Source organism: Mesorhizobium sp. M0052 (genome assembly GCF_040323255.1).
Taxonomy (GTDB): domain Bacteria; phylum Pseudomonadota; class Alphaproteobacteria; order Rhizobiales; family Rhizobiaceae; genus Mesorhizobium.
Window position 1 is genome coordinate 93,574 of the sequence record NZ_JAMYUS010000007.1, and the last position, 19,826, is coordinate 113,399.

A 19,826-nucleotide genomic window follows, 5' to 3' on the forward strand; every position below is an offset into this window, starting at 1 on the left:
CGTTAGATTAACCAACGTCTCACTCCGCTGGAACACCCCTCATCCGTCTCGGCGCTTCGCGCCGATCCACCTTCTCCCACATGGGGAGAAGGCAACGACGCGTCCGCCCCCAATCACGAAGCGGTGAACCATGTAACGAAGCCTCGGGCAGCGACGAAGTGTGGGATGAACCCGCCGCAACGGAGACCCCCGATGACTGGACTTAACCCAAAACGCGCCGGCATGCTGGCTGCCGTAGGCGCCGCGCTGATGATGCTTGGCGGCGCCGCCTTCGCCCAGCCGCTCACCGTGGTCGAATTGTTCACCAGCCAGGGCTGTTCGTCTTGCCCGCCGGCCAATGCCAACCTGATCAAGGTCAAGGACCAGCCGGGCGTTCTGGCGCTGTCGTTCAACGTCACCTACTGGGACTATCTCGGCTGGAAAGACATTTTCGGCCGCGAGGAATTTACCCAGCGCCAGGTGCGCTATGAGCCGTCGCTCGGCCGCTCCGGCCCGTTCACGCCGCAGGTCGTGGTCAATGGCGGTGCCGATGCGGTGGGCGCGGCATCGGGCGAGATCGAGCAGCTGATTTCCGCGAGCGGCCGCACGAACGGGCCGACGCTGTCGCTCGACGGCGGCAAGATCAGCATCGGCGCCGGTTCCGCGCCGGCCGGCCGCGCCGATGTCTGGCTGGTCCGCTACAACAAGGGCGTCATCGAGGTGCCGGTGGCGCGCGGCGAGAATACCGGGCGCACGCTGCCGCATGCCAATGTCGTGCACTCGCTGGAGAAACTCGGCAGCTGGAGCGGCGACGCCACCACACTGCCGCTGCCGGCGGCAAGCGGCGGGCTGAGCACCGCGGTGCTGGTGCAGTCGCCGGGTGGTGGGCCGATGCTGGCTGCAGCCGCCGACTGATTCTTTTTCTACGCAACGCCGCTAGCGCGGCATAACCGGGCTCGCATCCGCGCGCCCTCTTCAAGGAGGAAATACCATCATGACCAAGACCCTGACCGCGCTCGCTTTTGCGCTTTCGATGACCGCCTTCGCCTCCGGCGCCCGCGGGGACGAAGCGACTAACGCCATGAAGCCGGCGATGGCAACTGATGCGATGAAGCCCGCGACCGATGCCATGGCGCCGGCGACCGATGCCATCAAGCCAGCCGACCCAATGGCGACGAATGCGATGAAACCCGCCGCCGACGCCATGAAGCCGGCCGATGCCATGAAACCCGCAACGGATGCGATGAAGCCGGCGGACGCCATGGCGCGCGCGCAATAAGGCTGGGTCCCATGGCCCGGCCGCACAGTGGCCGGGCCGGCGCACGGCAATTTGAGAAACCAGGCGGGACGTTCTGTCGTATAGTCTTCGCCACCATCGAGGAGATCAGACATGACCGGCATTGCAAGGACGAGAACGCCGATCTTCAAGAGCGCGCTTGCCGCGCTCATCGTCGCCGCCGCGGCGGCTGCCTTCTGGCAGAGCCCGGCGCGTTCGGCCGAGGACGCGGTGGTGATCCCGCCGCCGGCAGTGGACGAGAAGGCCGCCAGCGGCAGCGAGAAGGCTATCTTCGCCGGCGGCTGCTTCTGGGGCGTGCAGGGCGTGTTCCAGCACGTCAAGGGCGTGACCAAGGCCGTCTCCGGCTACACCGGCGGCGCCAAGGATGACGCCGTCTACGAAACGGTCGGCAGCGGCCGCACCGGCCACGCCGAATCGGTCGAGATCACCTACGATCCGTCCAAGGTGACCTACGGCCAGCTGCTGCAGGTCTATTTCTCGGTCGCCCACAACCCGACGCAGCTGAACTATCAAGGGCCGGACTCGGGCACCCAGTACCGCTCGACCATCTTTGCCGAGAATGGCGAGCAGCAGAAGATCGCCCAGAGCTACATCGCCCAGCTCGACCAGGCCAAGGTGTTTTCAAAACCCATCGTCACCACGCTGGAGACGGGCAAAACCTTCTATCCGGCCGAGGAATATCACCAGGACTTTCTGACGCTGAACCCGACCTACCCCTACATCGTCTACAACGACCTGCCCAAGGTGGCGAATTTGAAGGCGCTGTTCCCGGGGTTGTATAGCGAGAAGCCGGTGCTCGTGCTGGCGGGGAAGAGCTGAGCACCTAATCTCCCCCCTCGAGGGGGAGATGTCGCCGGAGGCGACAGAGGGGGTCGGTCCGACCGGACGCGACCTCCTGCGGCAGAAGAAGGTTAGCGCTCCACGCGCGGCGACCCCCTCTGGCCTGCCGGCCATCTCCCCCTCAAGGGGGGAGATCAGCTCCCCTTCAATCATACGTCAGATCCGTCGCCTTGCCCCCAAACACCCGATACGCATAGAACGAATAGAAGATGATCACCGGCAGCACGACCACCGTGCCGGCGAGGATGATGGCCAGGCTTTCCGTCGCCGACGCCGCCTGCCAGATGGTCAGCCTCTCGGGCACCACGAAGGGGTAGAACGACCAGGCAAGCCCGGCAAAGCCGAGCGCGAAGATGGCGGCGAGCGTCAGGAACGGCCGCAGCGCATGGCGGTCGTCGGGCTTGGGCAGGTGGAAGGTCTGCCGCCACAGCCACAGGAACAGCAGCGCCGACAGGATCGGCAGCGGCGACAGAAAGAGCATTTCGGGCCAGACGAACCATTTGGCGAAGATGCGCGGGCTGGCGAATGGGGTCGCCAGCGACACCGCCGCCATGCCGAGCGCGGTCAGCACCAGGGCTGTCCGCAGCCAGGCCACCGCCTTCCTCTGCAATTCGCCCTCGGTCTTGTAGATGACCCAGGCAGCGCCCATCGCTGCATAGGCCGCCGACAGGCAGAGCGCCACCAGCGCCCCGAAAGCGATGCCGCCAAAGCCGACATCGAGGCCAAGCACATAGACGCCGAGCATATAGCCTTGCGCCAGCGAGGCGATGACGGAACCGAGGAAGAAAATGCGGTTCCAGCGATGCTTCTTGCCGGCGGGCACCTTGGCGCGGAAATCGAAGGCGACGCCGCGCAGGATGAGGCCGACCAAAAGCACGAAGACCGGAATGTAGAGCGCGGTGAGGATGACGCCATGCGCCAGCGGGAAGGCGACCAGGAGCAGGCCGACGGCCAGCACCAGCCAGGTCTCGTTGGCATCCCAGAACGGGCCTATTGCCGCGATCATGGTGTCCTGCTCGGCATCTTCGGCGACCGAGAACAGGATGCCGATGCCGAGATCGAAACCGTCGAGAATGACGTAGATCAGGATGGCGAGGCCCATCAGGCCGGCGAAGATCAGGGGCAGCGCGGTTGGCCAGTCGAAGCTCATCGGTCTGTCATCCCTCTCATCAACGGTTCTGCCCTTCGCTATGGCTCCGGGCGTTCGTCATTCGGAAAGCCAAATCGTTGGCTTTTCGTCCTCTACGCGGACCATTCCTCACTCCGCTGCGGCCGGTTGCGACATCGCCGTCTTCATGACGCCCGGCAGCGGCGAGGTATCGCCGTCCTTGGCGGCCTTCAGCGCCAGGTGCACCAGCACGCCAAGATAGGCGATCAGCAGCAGCACATAGAGGATGAGATAGATGGCGAGCGTCAGCGCGACATGGCTGCCGGCGACCGGGCCGATAGCGTCGGCGGTTTTCAGCACGCCGGTGACCAGCCAGGGCTGGCGGCCGATTTCGGTGGTGTACCAGCCGGCCAGCGTCGCCAGCCAGCCCGACAGCGCCATCGGCACCATCAGCATGGCCAGCGGCCTCGGCAGGCTGTGGCGGCGCTTGAGGAAGAAGGTCGCCGACCACGAGACGATGAGCATCAAAATGCCGGTGCCGACCATGATGCGGAAGCCCCAGAACACCGGGAAGACCGGCGGATGCAGGCCGGGATAGTCGTTGAGCCCCGGCACGATGCCGCTGGTGGAGTGACGCAGCACCAGGCTGGCGCCGTCGGGAATGGCGATCTCGAATTTGTTTTCCTTCGCCGCCTCGTCGGGCAGCGCAAACAGCACCAGCGGCACGTTGGGGCCGGTGTTCCAGTTGGCCTCCATGGCCGCGATCTTCTGCGGCTGGTGCTCCAGCGTATTCAGCCCGTGCTGGTCGCCGGCGAAGATCTGGATCGGGATCAGGATGGCGGCGGTGAAGACGCCGGTGCGCAGCGCCTTCCACATCGATTCCGACCGGTCGCCGGTGAGGTAGCGCAGCGCCGACAGGCCGGCGATCAGGAACGACACCGTCAGGCCGGAGGCAAGCAGCATATGCGTCAGACGGTAGGGCATGGACGGGTTGAAGACGATCGCCCACCAGTCGACGGGATGCGCCTTGCCATCGATCATCTCGAAGCCGGCCGGCGTCTGCATCCAGGAGTTCAGCGCAATGATCCAGAAGGCCGACAGCGTGGTGCCGCCGGCGACCAATACCGTCGCCAGCGTGTGGACGCGGTTGGAGACGCGGCGGAACCCGAACAGCATGATGCCCAGGAAGGCCGCTTCGAGGAAGAAGGCGGTGAGGATCTCGTAGGCAAGCAGCGGCCCGGCGATGTTGCCGACCTTTTCCATATAGCCCGGCCAGTTGGTGCCGAACTGGAAGCTCATGGTGACGCCGGAGACCACGCCCATGGCGAAGGACAGTGCGAACACTTTCACCCAGGTGAAATAGGCGCGCATCCAGGCGGAATCATTGGTGGTGTTGTAGCGGAGCTTGAAGAACAGCAGCACCCAGCCAAGCGCAATCGTGATGGTCGGAAACAGGATGTGGAACGAGATATTCGCCCCGAACTGCATTCGCGACAGGATGAGCGGGTCCATGCGGGCTCCGGCTGCTGTTTGTTGGCGCAGAATAGGCGGCGGATGCGGTCCGGTCAAAGCGGCTTGGCGTCACGCGGGGCGCGTTGTCGCAGCAGATGGGATCAATCCGTCAGTGCCCCGATACCCCCATGACGAAACGGCAAGAGGGGAACGTTTGTCCACAATTGTCAGCAGCGGCATTGACTTCCCGCCGTGCGCACCGACATTCAGCGCAATAATAATCCCCGCCTCTTTCAAACAGTCGTTTTCGGCCTCATGTCTTCCACTAATTTGCCTTCCATCATTTCGATTTCCGGGGTCACCAAGACCTACGCCACCGGCTTCAAGGCGCTGAAGGAAATCAACCTCGACATCGAACGCGGCGAGATTTTCGCGCTGCTGGGGCCGAACGGCGCCGGCAAGACGACGCTCATCTCGATCGTCTGCGGCATCGTCAACCGTTCGTCGGGAACGGTGACCGTCGACGGCCATGATATCAACCGAGACTACCGCGCGGCGCGCAGCCTGATCGGGCTGGTGCCGCAGGAGCTGACCATCGATGCGTTCGAGAGCGTCTGGGCAACCGTCACCTACAGCCGCGGCCTGTTTGGCAAGGCGCCCAATCCGGGCTTCGTCGAAAAGGTGCTGCGCGACCTGTCGTTGTGGGACAAGAAGGACGCCAAGGCGATCACGCTGTCGGGCGGCATGAAGCGGCGGCTGATGATTGCAAAGGCGCTGTCGCATGAGCCGCGCATCCTGTTCCTCGACGAACCGACGGCCGGCGTCGACGTCGAACTGCGCCAGGACATGTGGGCGATGGTGCGACGGTTGCGCGACGATGGCGTCACCATCATCCTCACCACGCACTATATCGAAGAGGCCGAGGCGATGGCCGACCGTGTCGGCGTCATCAACCGCGGCGAGATCATCCTGGTCGAGGGCAAGGCCGAACTGATGCGCAAGCTCGGCCGCAAGCGCCTGATCGTGGAATTGCGCAACCCGCTCCCCGCCATTCCCGATGCATTCTCGCACTACGCGTTGGAGCTGTCGGGCGATGGCACACAGCTGACCTACACCTATGACAATCAGAGCGAACGCCCCGGCGTCGCATCGCTGCTGCGCGAACTCGAGACGGCCGGCATCCAGTTCCGCGACATGGATACGCAAAACAGCTCGCTCGAGGAGATCTTCGTCAATCTGTTGAGGCAAGAGCCATGAATTGGCGAGCAGTATGGGCGATCTACCGGGTCGAGATGGCGCGTGCGTTCCGCACCGTGCTGCAGAGCATCGTCTCGCCGGTGATCTCGACATCGCTTTATTTCGTCGTCTTCGGCTCGGCCATCGGCTCGCGCATCACCGAGATCGACGGCATCAGCTACGGCGCCTTCATCGTGCCCGGCCTGATCATGCTGTCGCTGTTGACGCAGTCGATCTCCAACGCTTCCTTTGCCATCTATTTCCCGAAATTCGTCGGCTCCATCTACGAGCTCTTGTCGGCGCCGGTGTCGTATCTGGAGATCGTCATCGCCTATGTCGGCGGCGCCGCGACCAAGTCGATCATCCTCGGCTTGATCATCCTGGCGACGGCCTCGCTGTTCGTGCCGCTCACCATCCAGCATCCGTTCTGGATGCTGGCCTTCCTTGTCTTGACGGCGGTGACCTTCAGCCTGTTCGGCTTCATCATCGGCATATGGGCGAAAAGCTTCGAGCAATTGCAGCTGGTGCCGCTGTTGATCATCACGCCGCTGACCTTCCTCGGCGGCAGCTTCTATTCGATCAACATGCTGCCCGAGACCTGGCGCACGGTGACGCTGTTCAACCCGGTCGTCTACCTGATCAGCGGTTTCCGCTGGAGCTTTTACGGCAAGTCCGATGTCTCGGTCGCCGTCAGCCTCGGCATGACGGTCGTGTTCCTCGCCATCTGCATCACCATCGTCGCCTGGATCTTCCGCACCGGCTACCGGCTGCGCAACTGACCCTGCCACTCTAAATCAGGCGATCGCCCATGCGCCGGTCAAATCAACAGTTTTCCTGGGGGCAAATTGGCCACGTTGGCCGCCACGCTTCTTGCTAGATCGCCTTGATGAGGCGCAGCAACCCCAGCATCTCGATCAGCCTGCCCTCGCGGAAGGCGATGTAGGTCGGTTCTTCGACGCCATGGAAGCGGCGCTTGAACGCCGCCTGGCCCTTGAGGTTGAACTTGCTGCGGTTGACCCAGGGCGACTCATAGGCCCGCTCGAAGGCGTTGCGCCAGAAGCTCGATTCGGCAAAGCTGTTGGCTCCGACATCGAGCATCGGCGACAGGCCGAGCGTGACGACCGAAATGCCCTCATTGCGAAACCGGTCGACGGCGAATTTGGTCAGCCCGATTTCGGCATGCGGCGAGGCATCGATGTGCTTGCGCTTGAACGAGGTGGTATAGCCGATCACCTTGCCATCCCGGAACATCGGATCGAAATCGAGCAGAGCGACGAGCTCGCCTTCCGGGCTGTAGAGCACGAAACGGCGCATATCGATGCCGAGATGATCGGCAAAGGGGCGGTTGAGGAACGCCATCTCCCAGCGCTTGACGATGCGGTCGGCCCGCCAGTTCTGTGACAGGCGCTGGACCTCGTCGAGATAGACCGCTCCTTCGCCAAAGGAAAACCCCTTCTTCAAGAGCCAGCGTTCGGAATAGCGCACGGTTTCGTTGCGCTTGCCGGAAAAATCGTGAGCCGGCAGCTCCAGCCGCGTGTCGACGCCGAGGCGGTTGACCTGGTAGCCGAGCCCTGCCAGAACGCGCGCCGTCGGTTCGCCGATCTGCACGAACCACGGGCTGTCGGCGGCTTCGACAAAGCGCCTGATATAGTCGGGCCGATCGGCCGGATGGGCGACCGGGTCACCGAGCGCGAAATGGTGCTTCATCTTGGTGCCGAAGGCGATGTAGCCGTCGGCGTCGCCGAAATAGGACAGTTTTTGCTGCACGGCGGTCGAATAGGCCAGCGAGAAGTCGCCGTGCCGGCGGACAAGCGCCAGCCGCTCGACATGCGAAAAATCCTGGCGCGGCACCTTGGCTGCGGCGCCCTCCAGCAGTCTGTCGAGAAAGATGCGCAAGGAGGGCATGGTCGAGCTTCCGCGTGCCGATGATAAACAGAGGCTTGCCCCCAAAGCCTCGAATCAGTCGCATTGACGCGACCTCATTATCGATCATATCGCCCCTGTGCCATATGGGACGTGCCATATAGGACGGGTCCCCATGGCGCACCTGAAAGGAAATCTCGACCGAATGGCGGCTACGACAAGCGAAACGATGCCTATCGTCCTGGGGCCGAAAGGACCCGACTATACGGTTATCGTCATCGGCGCCGGAGCGGCGGGGCTGGCGGCCGCCGACGCGCTTGGCCGGCGCGGCGTGCGGGTCGTCGTGCTTGAAAAGGAGCCGCGGATCGCCGAACCGTGGCGACGGCGGCACGAGAAGCTGACCTTAAACACGCATCGCGCGCTGTCGACCCTGCCCGGCCTTGCCTATCCGCCCCGCACCGCCGCCTTTCCGAACAAGGATGCCATCGTCGGTTATCTCGAGGATTTTGCCCGCGCGCGCGGCATAAGGGTCGAATTCGGCACCGCCGTCGAGCGGATCGAACGCAGAGGCGATGGCTGGCTCGTCCATACGGGCCGGGAAACGCTGAGCGCCCGCAATGTCATCGTCGCCACCGGCCGCGACCGCTTGCCATGGACGCCGGACTGGCAAGGCAAGGCGACTTTCACCGGCAAACTTGTCCACGCCGCCGATTTCGGCACAGCACAGGACTATGTGGGCAAAAGCGTGCTGGTGGTCGGAGCCGGAAATTCCGGCTTCGACGTGCTCAACCACCTCGTCCGCGCCGACACCAAGGCCATCTGCTTGTCAGCCAGGCAGGGTCCGTCGCTGATGCCGAAACGGATCGGCAAGGTCGCCGTGGCGCGCTTCGGCGGTTTCATGGCGATGCTGCCGACGTGGATTGCCGATGCCGCGATTGCCGCGACGCAGCGGCTGGTGTTCGGCGACCTCGCCCGCTTCGGCCTGCCGCCGGCGCCGAAGGGCGGCGCCAGCCGGCTCGGCGTCGAGCAGATCGCTATTGCCGTCGACAACGGCGCCGTCGCCGCGCTGAAGGCCGGACGGATTTCGGTGGTGGCGCCGGTGGCGGCTTTCGCAGGCGCCGGCGTGCGGCTGAACGACGGCACGGTGCTCGAGCCGGATGTGGTGATCGCGGCAACCGGCTATCGCACCGGCCTGGAGGCCATGCTGGGCGATCTCGGCGTGCTCGACGCCAAGGGCGTGCCGAAGGCCAATGGCGGCACCCCGAGCGGCCAGCCCGGCCTGTGGTTCATCGGCATGCGGCCAAGCCTGACCAGCTATTTTCACAGCGCCGGCCTGCAGGCCGAAGCGATTGCCGGTCAGATCTCCAAGGGGTTGTAGACGAGCGCCTCTGGACGGAGAACCACCGCACTTCGGGCTGCTGCTGTGGCGCGGACTGGTGGTTCAACGCATCTGCAAGACGGGATCGAATATCCTGGCGATTGGGCGAAACGCCATCCCGTCGTCATCCACGGGCGAAGCAAGGAGCGTAGCGACGCGGCGCAGACCCGAGGATCCATGCCGTGACTTCTGAGCTACGCTGCGTTGCAGGTTCTGCTCCGCTGCTTCCACGGCCAAGGCATGATCCCTGGGTCTCCGCGACGGAGCTTCGCTCCTGCTTCGCCCAAAGGACGACGAAGTTGAGATGCTTGCGACCAACTTCCAAAGCAGGCGCTTGAACTCGTTCATTGCATCATTATATAACATGTTATACTTATCCAGCATGCGGATCACCCATGGAAGACATCATTCGATCCCTTGGCTACCTCACCCTCGGCAGCAGGCTGAAGCGTATCGGCGAGCAGTTGCAGGCCGATACGCAGCGCATGCTCGATGGGCTGGAGGTGCCGGTGCAGTCCAGCCAGTATCCTCTGCTGGCCGCGCTCGACCGGCTCGGGCCGCTGCCTGTCGGCGAGCTGGCGCAGTCACTGGGGATCACCCAGCCGGGGGTGACGCGCAGCGTGGCGCTGCTGGCCGAGTTGGGGCTGGTCGAGGCCGCGCCATCGAACGACGACCAGCGCCGCAGGATGATCTCGCTGACCGCGAACGGCCAGCGCCTGGTCGATAAGGCGAAGCGAGACGTTTGGCCGCGCATCGAGAACGCCGTTGCCGACTTGTGCAAAGGCCTTGCAGGGCCGCTTCTCGAACAACTCTCGGCAATGGAGGACGGCCTGGCGGCGGCCCCGCTCGACCGTCGTGTGAAACAGGATGTCGCGCCATGAGCCATGTCCTCGATCGTCCGGTCTGGAGCGCGCTCGACACGCGGCATCGGATCTTTGCGTATGGCGACAGGCTCGCCAGGCGCTATCCCTCCTCGATCGTCCCCTTCGCGGCTTCCGGGGCAGACGACGCTGAGAGCCTGCAGGCGCTCGCAAGCGACCGTGACCGCCTTCGGCGTTCAGATGGTTGCCGAGGCGCCATTGCCTTCCGTGTCGGAGAGCGTGTACAGCAGCTGACGCAGGACGACGCGGCCGAGATGCTTGCTTTGGCGTCACTGACCAAGCCCGGCCCGTTCACGCTCAAGGCGCTGAGCCTCGGCGAGTTCTGGGGCGTGAAGATCGACGGCCGGCTGGCGGCAATGGCCGGCGAGCGCATGAAGCAGCCCGGCTACAGCGAACTCAGCGGCGTCTGCTCGCATCCCGAATTTCGCGGCAGCGGCCTCGGCCGGCTGCTGTCGGTGTTCGTGGCCAACCGAATTTTTGCGCGCGGCGAAGTTCCCTACCTGCATTCCTATGCCAGCAATGCCAACGCGGTTGGGTTGTACGAAGCCATCGGCTTCAGGCTGCGGGCAGAGATGAATGTGGCCGTCGTGCAGCGCGCCGGCTAGAGGCCTTTGTTTTTTACGCAATTTCGGACGGAAACCGCTTCACACTTTTCTGGAATTGCTCCAGGCCGCCTTGCAGGCCTCAGGCTGATTTCGGCTCCAACCGGCGAAAACCCACGGTTTCCATAAGCATATCTTCCTCGACCATGCCGGCATTGTGCAGCGCAAGCAGGTTCAGCGCGATCTCCCGCGCATCCGCGGAATCGGGATGCACGTCGCGCCTGCGGCAGGCTTCGTCGAACACGCGTTGCAGCCTGGCGATGTCGTCGGGTTTCAGCAGGCCACGGTCATAGACGGACTTTGGCATGGCACTCTCCTCCAGAAGAGGTAGGGCGCCATGTTTAAATGTCCATTCTTTTCCGGGGCTTGGGTGGGCAGCTGCCTGGGTTTGCGTTAATCCGGCCCGAGCGTTGCAATCAGACCGCGATCGTGCTGCCATTCATTCAGCCACCTCTCGTCATCGTCGGGCCTGTTCCGCCGCAGTCTGCTTGACGTGCCGCCACGCTTGCGAAACAAGAGCTGCCACAAAGGACAGCGAGGCACAAAAGTGAGTTTCTGGGGACTGGCGCAGCTCGTCATTTCGACGGTGATCTTCCTGCTGGCGGCCATCGCGGCCAAGCAATGGGGGCTGGCGCCAAGCCTTGGCAAGATCGTGCTGACACTGGCGCTCTATACGGCGGGCAATCTGATGATGCTGCGGCTGGTTCGTGAGTTCGGCATGTCGGTCTCGTTCAGCCTGTCGGCGGTGATCCAACTGGTGGCGGTCAATGTGGTGGCGCTGGTGTTCTTCGGCGAACGCGTCAATGCCTTGCAGGCGACCGGCATCGTGCTGGCCATCGCGGCGGTGGTGCTGATCTCGCTCGGGCCTTACCTGCAGGGGCGACTGTAATCCGATGAAGACCCCGCGTGCGTTCACCAACTGGCTTGAATTTCCGGTGCTGCTGGCCGGGCTGGTGATAGCCGCCGGGCTGTGGGGCTTCGAGGAACTGATGGAGGTGGCGCGGGCCACCACGCCGCACGCTTTCGATACTGAGATCCTGCTCGCTTTCCGAAAAGTGGGTCAGCCGGATGTTCCCGTCGGCCCGGCATGGCTGGAAGGCGCGATGCGCGACATCACCAGCCTCGGCAGCTCCAGCGTGCTGGTGCTGATCGTAACGGCGGTGATCGTCTACCTCCTGCTGATCCGCAGGCCGAGGACGGCGCTGCTGATCTTTGTCGCGGTGGCCGGCGGGCAGCTGCTGTCGACCTTGCTCAAGGCCGGCATCGACCGGCCGCGCCCCGATCTTGTCTCGCACCTGGCCAACGAGACGTCGCTGTCGTTTCCCAGCGGCCACGCCATGCTGTCGGCGGTGACCTATCTCACGCTGGGCTCGCTGGCAGCGCGCTTCCTGCCGGGACGAACGACGAAAATCTATGTCCTCAGCCTGGCGGTGCTGGTAACGCTGCTGGTCGGCGTCAGCCGCGTCTATCTCGGCGTCCACTGGCCTTCCGACGTGCTGGCGGGATGGTGCGCCGGCTTCACCTGGGCGACGCTGTGCTGGCTGGCGGCGCGAATGCTGCAGCGGAACAAGGCGGTGGCCGATGGCAACGAGCCCGAAGACTGACGATCCGGAGCGACATTCAAATCAGCCGGTTGATCAGCCCGTGTCCGCAGCCTGCCAGCAGAAAAACCGCCGACAGCAAGGCTGCCGACGTCGTCAAGGTCCTGAAAATCTTCAACGGATATTTCCCCGCCAGTAAGAGCCAAGGCGGTAACGTAGCATGCTCATCCCGTATCCCGCCATCCGGCTTTGTGGAGAGATCATGCTTCATGTATGCTTTATGATGGTTGAAACATCACTATGATTGTATTACACGTCGTCTCTGCAGACTCAGACGGGGGTTCCGACCGATGATCACTGCCGCGCAGATGCGCGCCGCGAGGGCGCTGGCCGGCATCGATCAGAAGACGCTCGCCGAGCGTGCCGGCGTTTCGCTTCCGACAATCCAGCGCATGGAAGCGAGTGACGGCGTGGTCAGGGGCGTGGTCGATACGCTGATGAAGGTTATCCAGGCTCTCGACGAGGCCGGGGTGGAGCTCATCGGCGAGAACCAGACCAGCGAGCGCGGCGGCCGGGGCGTGCGCCTCAAGCCGGTCGCGCCGCCGAACCCGCAAGGCTGAGCCGGCATATAGTCGCGACGGCGACCGCCGACAGTCCTGCCGACGATCCCGCCGCCTTCACGCAAGCGGAAGGCAGTCCATGGATCAGATCCGGCGGGCAGTGCATCAACCGGCCCAGAAGTCGGCAAAGCCGACATTTTCAGAGCTGTTCACGCCCAAGCTGGTGACGGTCTGGCGCGAAGGTTACCGCCTGCCGCAGTTCAAGGCCGACCTCATGGCCGGGCTGACCGTCGCTATTGTCGCGTTGCCGCTGTCGATGGCGATTGCGATTGCTTCGGGCGTGACGCCGGAGCGCGGCCTGTTCACCGCCATTGTCGGCGGCTTCATCGTCTCGGCGCTCGGCGGCAGCCGCTTCCAGATCGGCGGCCCGGCCGGCGCCTTCATCGTGCTGGTGGCGGCGACGGTGCAGCGCGAAGGCGTCGACGGACTGCTGCTGGCGACGATGATGGCCGGCATCTTCCTGCTCGCCATCGGCTATCTCCGGCTCGGAACCTATATCAAATTCATCCCTTACCCGGTGACGGTCGGCTTCACCGCCGGCATCTCGATCATCATCTTCTCCGGCCAGATCGTGGAACTGTTCGGGCTGAGGCTTGCCGGGCCGGAGCCCGGGCCGCTGCTGCCGAAGCTGATGGCGATCGGCCACGCGGCCGGCACGCTCAATATCTCGGCAACGCTGGTGGCGGCGCTGACCATCGCCACCATCGTCGGGGTGAAGCGCTGGCGGCCCGGCTGGCCGGGCATGCTGATCGCCGTCGGACTGGCCTCCCTTGTCGTGGCGCTGCTTTCGCTGCCGGCGGAAACGATCGGCACCCGCTATGGCGGCATTCCGCGCAGCCTGCAATTTCCGGCGCTGCCGGCGCTCAGCCTCGACAAGGCGCTTGCGGTGCTGCCGGATGCGGTGGCCTTCGCGCTGCTCGGCGCCATCGAATCGCTGCTGTCGGCCGTGGTCGCCGACGGCATGACCGGGCGGCGGCACCGTTCCAATTGCGAGCTTGTCGCGCAAGGCTTTGCCAACATCGCGTCTGCCCTGTTCGGTGGCATCTGCACCACCGGCACCATCGCCCGCACCGCCACCAATGTGCGGGCCGGCGCGCATGGGCCGGTTTCCGGCATGCTGCATTCGCTTTTTCTGCTGGTCTTCATGCTGGTGGCCGCACCAATGGCGAGCTACATCCCGCTTGCCGCCCTTGCCGGGGTGCTGGCGGTTGTCTGCTGGAACATGTTCGAGAAGCAGGCCTTCGCCACGTTGCTGCGCGCTTCGCGCGGCGACGCCCTGGTGCTGATGGCAACCTTCCTGATCGTCGTCTTCCGCGATCTCACCGAAGGCATCGTCGTCGGCTTCGCGCTAGGCTCGATCCTGTTCATCGACCGCATGGCCAAGTCGATCGCCGTGGAGGCGGATTTGCCGCTGGTGCAGGACGATGTCGCCGACAGCAGCGGCCGCGCCTACGATGCAAGCGAGGCAAGCGACGCCGACACCGTCGTCTATCGCATCTCCGGCGCCTTCTTCTTCGGCGCCGCCTCGACTGTCGGCACGGTGCTCGACCGCATCGCCGACCAGCGCAAGAACTTCATCCTCGATTGCTCGGCGGTGCCGTTCTTCGATTCCACCGCGGCCAATGTCATCGAGGGCGCGGCGCACAAGGCGAAGCGCGCAGGGGTGCGTTTCATCATCGCCGGTGCCTCGCCGCAGACACGGCGCATGCTGATCAACCACGGCGTCAAGCGGCCGCTGGTGACCTTTGCCGCCTCGATCAAGGATTCGCGGGCGCAACTCAAAGCCGCGCCCGCTGGCTGAGCCGGCAAGTGTGCGCCGTCAGTCCAGGCTCAGCACCGCGATCTCGCCCTCGTTCATCAGCGGCACGAAAATCCGCGTGCCGTCTGTGCCGATATCGGCGCTGCCCGGCTTGAACTGCTCTACGGCCTCCGGCGCCTCGCCGACTTTGTACCGATAGAGCGTGCCGGTCATGAAGGCGGTGGCGTAGATGCTGTCGCCGATGGCGACGACGCCGTCGAGGTCGGCAAAGTTTTGTGCGCCAGGCAGCGGCGTCACGGCTTTCGTCGCGAGATCGACCGACAGCAGGCCCCCGGGCGCGGCAGTGCTGAAGTCCGGCTTGATGCCCTTGCCCCAGGACGCCACGATCAGCCGATCGCGATCGGCAAAGATGCCGTTGGGTGCGGCGAGCTTCGCATCCTTCACGAACAGTTCCGGCTTGTCGCCGTCAATGCGGTAGATCGCATCGGCCAGCATGTCGGTGACATAAACCTTGCCCGAACTGTCCGATGTCACGTCATTGAGGAAAACGGCGCCGGGCACATCGATCGTCGAGATGAGCTTGCCGCTGGCGAGATCGACGATGCGCACCTTGGTGATGTCGGCGACGTAGAGCTTGCCGCCAGAGATCGCCGAGCCCTTCGGTGCATCCATGCCGGCGGTCCAGTGCCGGCTAACGACCTTGCCGTCCAGCGACAGCACCGAGAGATAGCCGTTGCCGTCGGCCTCCCCGGGATTGCCGACGATGTTGGAGACGATGATGCGATTGTTGGCGGCATCGAACAGCGCCGATTCGGGTTGCTCGAAGCCCGAGGCGCGCCAGAGTTCGGCGGCCTCGGCCGCAGGTGCGAGCGCGATACCGAAGGCGGCGACGCAAATCGAGGTGATGAGGGTTTTCACGGCTAGGTCTCCTGTGGTGGATGGCGGAGAGCTAGAGATGTCGATACTTTTCCGGAAGGGCGATTGCCGCTAGTATCGAAACGCGATACCAAATCGCGAGAAAAGAGGTGCATTCCATGAACGGCCTGATCTTCGAGGCGCTGAAGCGGACGCTGAAGGCCAAAGGCGTCACCTATCGTGAGCTTGCCGGGCGGATGGGCGTTTCCGAGCCGACGGTGAAGCGCATCTTCCACGAGCGCAACTGCAAGCTCGACCGTCTCGTCGGGATCTGCGCTGCCGCCGGCGTCGAGCTGGAAAACGTGCTGGGGTCGATGAACCGGGGGCCGGGACCGGTCAACCGCATCGCGCCAGAGGTCGAGCGCAAGCTTGCCGGACGGCCGGCGTTGCTGTTCATCTTCGTCATGCTATCGGAGAAATTCACGCCCGAGGGCGTCATGCGCTCGCAGGGCTTGAGCGAAGCCTCGATGTTCCTCTATCTGCGCGATCTCGAAGGGCTCGGCCTCATTGCGCTGGGCAGCGGGCTGTCGGCACGGCTGCTGGTCGACACACCGATCCAGTGGAATTTCGAAGGGCCGCTCAGGCCGCTGTTCGAGATGACAAACAAGAATTTCATCGGCTGGGCGATCACCCATCTGGAGCGGGAAGCGACCTTCGTCTCTTTCTCCAGGCGGATGCGGCCGGAGACGGCGGAGATGGTGAAGCGCGAGGCGGAGGAACTGGCCGAGCGCGCCAAACTGCTCGCCCATCACGACCAGCACACGACGCCGGAAGACGGGCTGACCGGCTACAAATGGACGTTTGCTTTTGGCGCAACCCCGTTTCCGGCGATCATGCCGATCGGCCCGCACCCCAGGGATGCCGGTGCGTCCGACCGGCCCACCGCTCCGGCAAAGGGACGCCGTCCGTTGCCGGCTTGACGCGCCAGCCGCGTTTCAAAAACGAAACCATGATAGAGTTCGCGCGCTGATTTGCCTGACTGTACGGGGCGGGTTTGCCGAATGCGTGACCGTCCCCGCAAAATCGAAGTGATCCTATGCCGACCGCGCCAACACTTGAACTTCGCCGCTATTCGCGCCTGAAAAATTTGCGGGAGCGCGCAGAACGCCAGGGTGCTGCATTGCAGTTCTGGGCGCGCACGGCATCGCTCGCCGTGATCTCCTGCTTCTTTTCCTTGATCAGCCGCTGGGATGCCTCGCTGCTCTTCGTGCTGGCGGGCCTAGCGCTGTTCCAGCTGGTCGGCCTGATCCAGTTTCGCTTTGCGCGCCGTCGCAACGCGCCATGGTGGATCGGTTACCTCGTCGGTACGCTGGACATCATTCTGTTGACCGTTCTGCTGGTAACGCCCAACCCGTTTTCCCGCGAGGTCGCGCCGGCTGCGATGCAACTGCGCGAGGGCAGCTTCAAATTCCTGCTGATTTTCGTATGCCTTGGCGCGCTGACCCTTTCGACGCGATTGGCGCTCTATCTCGGCGCGCTCGCGGCCTTGACGTGGACGATCGGGGTGGGATGGGTGGTTTTTCATGCGGGAACCGTCATTCCGGCAACGAACCTCTATTCGCTGCCGATGACAGAGCGACTGAATCTCTATCTCAACCCCAATTTCGTCGATACGTTCGCGCAGGCGACCAATGTGTTGGTTGTCCTGATTATCGGCGCGATCATGGCGCTGGTCGTCTCCCGTTCCCGGCATCTGTCGGAAGACTATGTCAAGGCGGAGCGCGCCCGCGCCAATCTCGCCCGGCATTTTTCGCCCAATGTCGTCGACCAGCTCGCCTCGGATGACGAGCCCTTCGGTCCGGTCCGCCGGCAGGATATCGCGGTGCTGTTCGCCGACATCGTCGGCTTCACACACTATTCCGAGGATCATCCGGCCGAAGCAGTGTTCGAACTACTGCGTCAGTTCCACCGTCGCATGGAGCAGGTCGTTTTCGACCACCATGGCACCGTCGACAACTATATCGGCGATTGCATCATGGCGACCTTCGGGGTTCCGCAAGCCAGCCATGACGACGCAACCCGGGCCATCCGGTGCGCTGAAGCGATGATCGCCGCTATCGAAGACTGGAATGTCCAGCGTGTGTCCAGGGGATATCCGCCGCTGGACGTTCGGATCGGTGCACAATATGGCGCCGTCGTCCTCGGCGCGGTCGGCAGCGAGCGCAACCTGTCCTTCGCGGTGGTGGGCGACACCGTCAACGTCGCCAGCCGTTTGCAGGCGCTCTGCCGGGAACTTCAGGCGAATATTTGCTTTGGGTCACGACTGATTGAGGCCGCGAAGGCGGAATCGCCAACGACACGGTTGAATGCGCGCGATCATGGACCGGTTAGCATCCGCGGCCGGGACGAACCGGTCCATGTCTGGGTCGAACACAGGGCCGAAAACCAGGGCGCTATTGCGGTTTCGGCGTGATGCAGGCCGCCATGTGAGACGCCTGAACCTCATGACTCAGGCCGAAGCCATCACGTGTCTGAGGCGATTGCGCCAGCCTTCGCGGCTGCGGCGTCGGTGCCTGCCTTGTCCTCCCAGGTCACCGCCCGGTAGTCGAACCCAAATTCCAGCGTCGGTTTCACGATGCGGAAGAAGGGCGACAGGTCGAAGTCGCGCGGCGTGTAGAGCGAGTGGTGGCGGATGTGCAGGATTTCGCGGCGCGAATAGTTCGACTGCGCCGAGGCGCGGCCGGGCGCGCGGGTGATCTCGGGCAGGATCGGATAGCGGATCTCGCCATAGGCTTCGGCGATCAGGGTCGAGCAGATGGCGCGCGTCGGGTCGCCGGAGCCGAAAGCCAGCATGCGGCGGCGCCAGCGCACCGGCACCGGCGGCGTCGGCAGGAAAAAGCGCAGCATGTCGAAAATGTTCTTGAGATCGTATTTCAGGCCGAGCTTGCCGATCATGAAGGCGACGACATGGTCGCGGTCTTCCGGCGCCAGCCCGCTCGCCCGGCAGATACGGGTGTTGTAGGTGCGGTAGCGCGACAGCGGCACGGCGACACAGCCTTCGCCGAGCGTGACTTCGATCAGCCGACGCCGTTCCGATCCGTCCTCCGGTTCGGACAACGCATCGCCGATATAGAAGGCGGCATGCGACCAAGTCGACTGTGTCAGGTATTTGATGGCCGCGGAGATCTTCTGGTTGCCTTCGATGAGCAGGATGTCGCCGGGTTCGAGCGTGCGCCGCAACGTCTCGGCGTCGGACGGCGTGTAGGGCTCATAGCCCGAGGATTCGTCCTGCAGCCGGCCGGCAAGCCAGCGGCCAAGTCGGTCGAGAAGCGTGTCGCGCGGCGCGGTCATGGTAAAGTGTGACTAGCACGAGGTGACGTCCTCGGCCATGATCAACCGACCGGGACCTCTTTCGACAATACCGGGCCGGCGAGGTCGTCGCGCGCATTGCGCGCGAGTTTCTTTGTCGAGCGCTTGGGGCTGTCGCCGAACAGCTCGGCCGCTCCGGCGAGGCAGCTCTTCTTCAGGCTTTTTTCCGAGCGCTTCAAAAGCTTGCCAAGAAGCCTTGTATCCTGCGCATCGCCGAGCGGCTCACCGTCGGCCTCGAGCAACACGCGCATGACGAAGACGTCGTGCAGTTCGCCGAGCCTTTCGCCCAGTTCGTCGACCGCCTTGCGCCGCACCTTGATCGGCGTCGGCCACAGCCGGCCGAGCAGCGACAAATGCATCGAGTGGGTCTTGGCAGCCTTGCGCAGATCGTGGAAATCCTCTGCTTCGCCGCGCGATCCCGCCCGGTCCAGCGCCTTCCTGGCACGGCGCAAGGTCTTGCGAGCGCCTTCCGCAAGCACATCGGCTGCATGCTCAGGCAGATCGGGGAGCAGCAGCCGCTCTATCCTGATGAGGCCTTCCTCGCAGGCGGCGGTGGCCGCGCCTATGGCGGCGTCGAGGCCGGCGCCGGCATGCGTTTCATGCTGGCGGGCAATCAGCCGGTCGCGCACGCTGTCGAGGCCGCCGCCGGCAACCTGCTCGGGAAAGGCGGCTGCCAGCCGGTCGACGGTCTCGACCAGCGCGGTCGCCTCGCGCGGCCCGGCAAGCAGCGCCGCCACCTGACGGTAGCATTGGTTCTCAGTCCGACAGAATGTTTCATTTCCGGAACGGACCAGCCGCAGCAAGGCGCGCGCGCTCTTCAGCCGCTTGCGGCATTTGTGCAATGCCTGCTCCGGCTGGTCGCGCGCGACGGCCAGATGGGCAAGCGCCTTGCCGATGTCCTCGCCAAGGATACGCCTGACCTCGCCGGTCAGCGGCAGGCGCGGATCGATGCGAAAGCTCATGCGGCGATCTCCGGAATCCCCTTAGAGCATGATGCCGAAAAGTGTGAAGCGGTTTTCGGACGACATCATGGTCCATCTCTTTTG

21 protein-coding genes and 1 pseudogene are annotated in these 19,826 nt (G+C 64.0%); 14 read left to right on the forward strand and 8 right to left on the reverse strand.

Annotated features, from left to right (window positions below; all coding sequences use genetic code 11):
• Positions 1-192: 192 nt before the first annotated feature.
• From NKJ77_RS11330 to msrA, 3 genes are all read left to right on the forward strand, one after another.
• Positions 193-894, forward strand: a complete 702-nt coding sequence (locus tag NKJ77_RS11330; RefSeq protein ID WP_023832222.1) for a DUF1223 domain-containing protein — start codon at positions 193-195, stop codon at positions 892-894.
• Between the two features lie 79 nt (positions 895-973).
• Positions 974-1,258, forward strand: a complete 285-nt coding sequence (locus tag NKJ77_RS11335) for a hypothetical protein (RefSeq protein ID WP_023832223.1) — start codon at positions 974-976, stop codon at positions 1,256-1,258.
• Between the two features lie 111 nt (positions 1,259-1,369).
• A complete protein-coding gene (gene msrA / locus NKJ77_RS11340) occupies positions 1,370-2,095 on the forward strand; it encodes a peptide-methionine (S)-S-oxide reductase MsrA (RefSeq protein WP_023703867.1) in 726 nt (241 codons plus the stop codon).
• A gap of 166 nt (positions 2,096-2,261) precedes the next feature.
• On the opposite strand, the gene NKJ77_RS11345 is transcribed toward msrA, so the two are convergent.
• On the reverse strand, positions 2,262-3,266 hold the full coding sequence (locus tag NKJ77_RS11345) for a cytochrome d ubiquinol oxidase subunit II (protein ID WP_023687526.1): 1,005 nt from the start codon (positions 3,264-3,266) through the stop codon (positions 2,262-2,264).
• Between the two features lie 108 nt (positions 3,267-3,374).
• Positions 3,375-4,736 carry a cytochrome ubiquinol oxidase subunit I gene (locus NKJ77_RS11350; protein ID WP_023687525.1) on the reverse strand — a complete coding sequence of 454 codons (1,362 nt, stop codon included), beginning with the start codon at positions 4,734-4,736 and terminating at the stop codon, positions 3,375-3,377.
• Positions 4,737-5,006: 270 nt separating this feature from the next.
• Here NKJ77_RS11350 and NKJ77_RS11355 point away from each other — a divergent pair, with 270 nt between their 5' ends.
• On the forward strand, positions 5,007-5,933 hold the full coding sequence (locus tag NKJ77_RS11355; RefSeq protein ID WP_023687524.1) for an ABC transporter ATP-binding protein: 927 nt from the start codon (positions 5,007-5,009) through the stop codon (positions 5,931-5,933).
• Positions 5,930-6,691, forward strand: a complete 762-nt coding sequence (locus tag NKJ77_RS11360) for an ABC transporter permease (protein WP_023736973.1) — start codon at positions 5,930-5,932, stop codon at positions 6,689-6,691. Before NKJ77_RS11355 ends, NKJ77_RS11360 begins: the two co-directional genes overlap by 4 nt.
• A 94-nt stretch (positions 6,692-6,785) precedes the next feature.
• Here NKJ77_RS11360 and NKJ77_RS11365 read toward each other — a convergent pair whose 3' ends face one another.
• Positions 6,786-7,817 carry a phosphatidylglycerol lysyltransferase domain-containing protein gene (locus tag NKJ77_RS11365; RefSeq protein WP_023673268.1) on the reverse strand — a complete coding sequence of 344 codons (1,032 nt, stop codon included), beginning with the start codon at positions 7,815-7,817 and terminating at the stop codon, positions 6,786-6,788.
• 133 nt (positions 7,818-7,950) lie between these two features.
• Between NKJ77_RS11365 and NKJ77_RS11370 the strand changes: the two genes are divergently transcribed.
• The 3 genes and pseudogenes from NKJ77_RS11370 to NKJ77_RS11380 all read left to right on the forward strand — a co-directional run bounded on the left by NKJ77_RS11370 (position 7,951) and on the right by NKJ77_RS11380 (position 10,639).
• The gene (locus tag NKJ77_RS11370) at positions 7,951-9,153 is read left to right on the forward strand and encodes an NAD(P)-binding domain-containing protein (protein WP_155923999.1); all 1,203 of its coding nucleotides are present in this window, start codon (positions 7,951-7,953) and stop codon (positions 9,151-9,153) included.
• A gap of 395 nt (positions 9,154-9,548) precedes the next feature.
• Positions 9,549-10,034, forward strand: a complete 486-nt coding sequence (locus NKJ77_RS11375; protein WP_023687520.1) for a MarR family winged helix-turn-helix transcriptional regulator — start codon at positions 9,549-9,551, stop codon at positions 10,032-10,034.
• Positions 10,031-10,639: pseudogene (locus tag NKJ77_RS11380) on the forward strand (GNAT family N-acetyltransferase). Before NKJ77_RS11375 ends, NKJ77_RS11380 begins: the two are co-directional and overlap by 4 nt.
• A gap of 79 nt (positions 10,640-10,718) precedes the next feature.
• Here the strand turns inward: NKJ77_RS11380 and NKJ77_RS11385 are convergent.
• Entirely contained in the window at positions 10,719-10,943 is a 225-nt protein-coding gene (locus tag NKJ77_RS11385) for a hypothetical protein (RefSeq protein ID WP_023687518.1), read from the reverse strand.
• Positions 10,944-11,183: 240 nt separating this feature from the next.
• Between NKJ77_RS11385 and NKJ77_RS11390 the strand changes: the two genes are divergently transcribed.
• Together NKJ77_RS11390 and NKJ77_RS11395 are read left to right on the forward strand one after the other, a co-directional pair.
• Complete coding sequence (locus tag NKJ77_RS11390; RefSeq protein WP_023681268.1) at positions 11,184-11,525, forward strand: hypothetical protein; 342 nt, start codon at positions 11,184-11,186, stop codon at positions 11,523-11,525.
• A 4-nt stretch (positions 11,526-11,529) separates the two neighbouring features.
• Positions 11,530-12,240 carry a phosphatase PAP2 family protein gene (locus NKJ77_RS11395; RefSeq protein ID WP_023687516.1) on the forward strand — a complete coding sequence of 237 codons (711 nt, stop codon included), beginning with the start codon at positions 11,530-11,532 and terminating at the stop codon, positions 12,238-12,240.
• A 16-nt stretch (positions 12,241-12,256) separates the two neighbouring features.
• Here the strand turns inward: NKJ77_RS11395 and NKJ77_RS11400 are convergent, their stop codons facing one another.
• The gene (locus NKJ77_RS11400) at positions 12,257-12,448 is read right to left on the reverse strand and encodes a hypothetical protein (RefSeq protein ID WP_155924000.1); all 192 of its coding nucleotides are present in this window, start codon (positions 12,446-12,448) and stop codon (positions 12,257-12,259) included.
• Positions 12,449-12,527: 79 nt separating this feature from the next.
• On the opposite strand from NKJ77_RS11400, the gene NKJ77_RS11405 reads away from it, so the two are divergent.
• Positions 12,528-12,797, forward strand: a complete 270-nt coding sequence (locus NKJ77_RS11405) for a helix-turn-helix domain-containing protein (RefSeq protein WP_023673276.1) — start codon at positions 12,528-12,530, stop codon at positions 12,795-12,797.
• Between the two features lie 79 nt (positions 12,798-12,876).
• Positions 12,877-14,598 carry a SulP family inorganic anion transporter gene (locus NKJ77_RS11410; protein WP_023832227.1) on the forward strand — a complete coding sequence of 574 codons (1,722 nt, stop codon included), beginning with the start codon at positions 12,877-12,879 and terminating at the stop codon, positions 14,596-14,598.
• 18 nt (positions 14,599-14,616) lie between these two features.
• On the opposite strand, the gene NKJ77_RS11415 is transcribed toward NKJ77_RS11410, so the two are convergent.
• On the reverse strand, positions 14,617-15,474 hold the full coding sequence (locus tag NKJ77_RS11415; RefSeq protein ID WP_023832228.1) for an NHL repeat-containing protein: 858 nt from the start codon (positions 15,472-15,474) through the stop codon (positions 14,617-14,619).
• Between the two features lie 116 nt (positions 15,475-15,590).
• On the opposite strand from NKJ77_RS11415, the gene NKJ77_RS11420 reads away from it, so the two are divergent.
• Positions 15,591-16,391: a helix-turn-helix domain-containing protein gene (locus NKJ77_RS11420; protein WP_023832229.1), complete on the forward strand. Its 801-nt coding sequence runs from the start codon at positions 15,591-15,593 to the stop codon at positions 16,389-16,391.
• 116 nt (positions 16,392-16,507) lie between these two features.
• Positions 16,508-17,884: an adenylate/guanylate cyclase domain-containing protein gene (locus NKJ77_RS11425; RefSeq protein ID WP_023739822.1), complete on the forward strand. Its 1,377-nt coding sequence runs from the start codon at positions 16,508-16,510 to the stop codon at positions 17,882-17,884.
• A 50-nt stretch (positions 17,885-17,934) separates the two neighbouring features.
• Here NKJ77_RS11425 and NKJ77_RS11430 read toward each other — a convergent pair whose 3' ends face one another.
• Entirely contained in the window at positions 17,935-18,762 is an 828-nt protein-coding gene (locus tag NKJ77_RS11430; RefSeq protein ID WP_023687509.1) for a C40 family peptidase, read from the reverse strand.
• Between the two features lie 41 nt (positions 18,763-18,803).
• Complete coding sequence (locus NKJ77_RS11435) at positions 18,804-19,742, reverse strand: CHAD domain-containing protein (RefSeq protein WP_023726773.1); 939 nt, start codon at positions 19,740-19,742, stop codon at positions 18,804-18,806.
• Between the last annotated feature and the right edge of the window lie 84 nt (positions 19,743-19,826).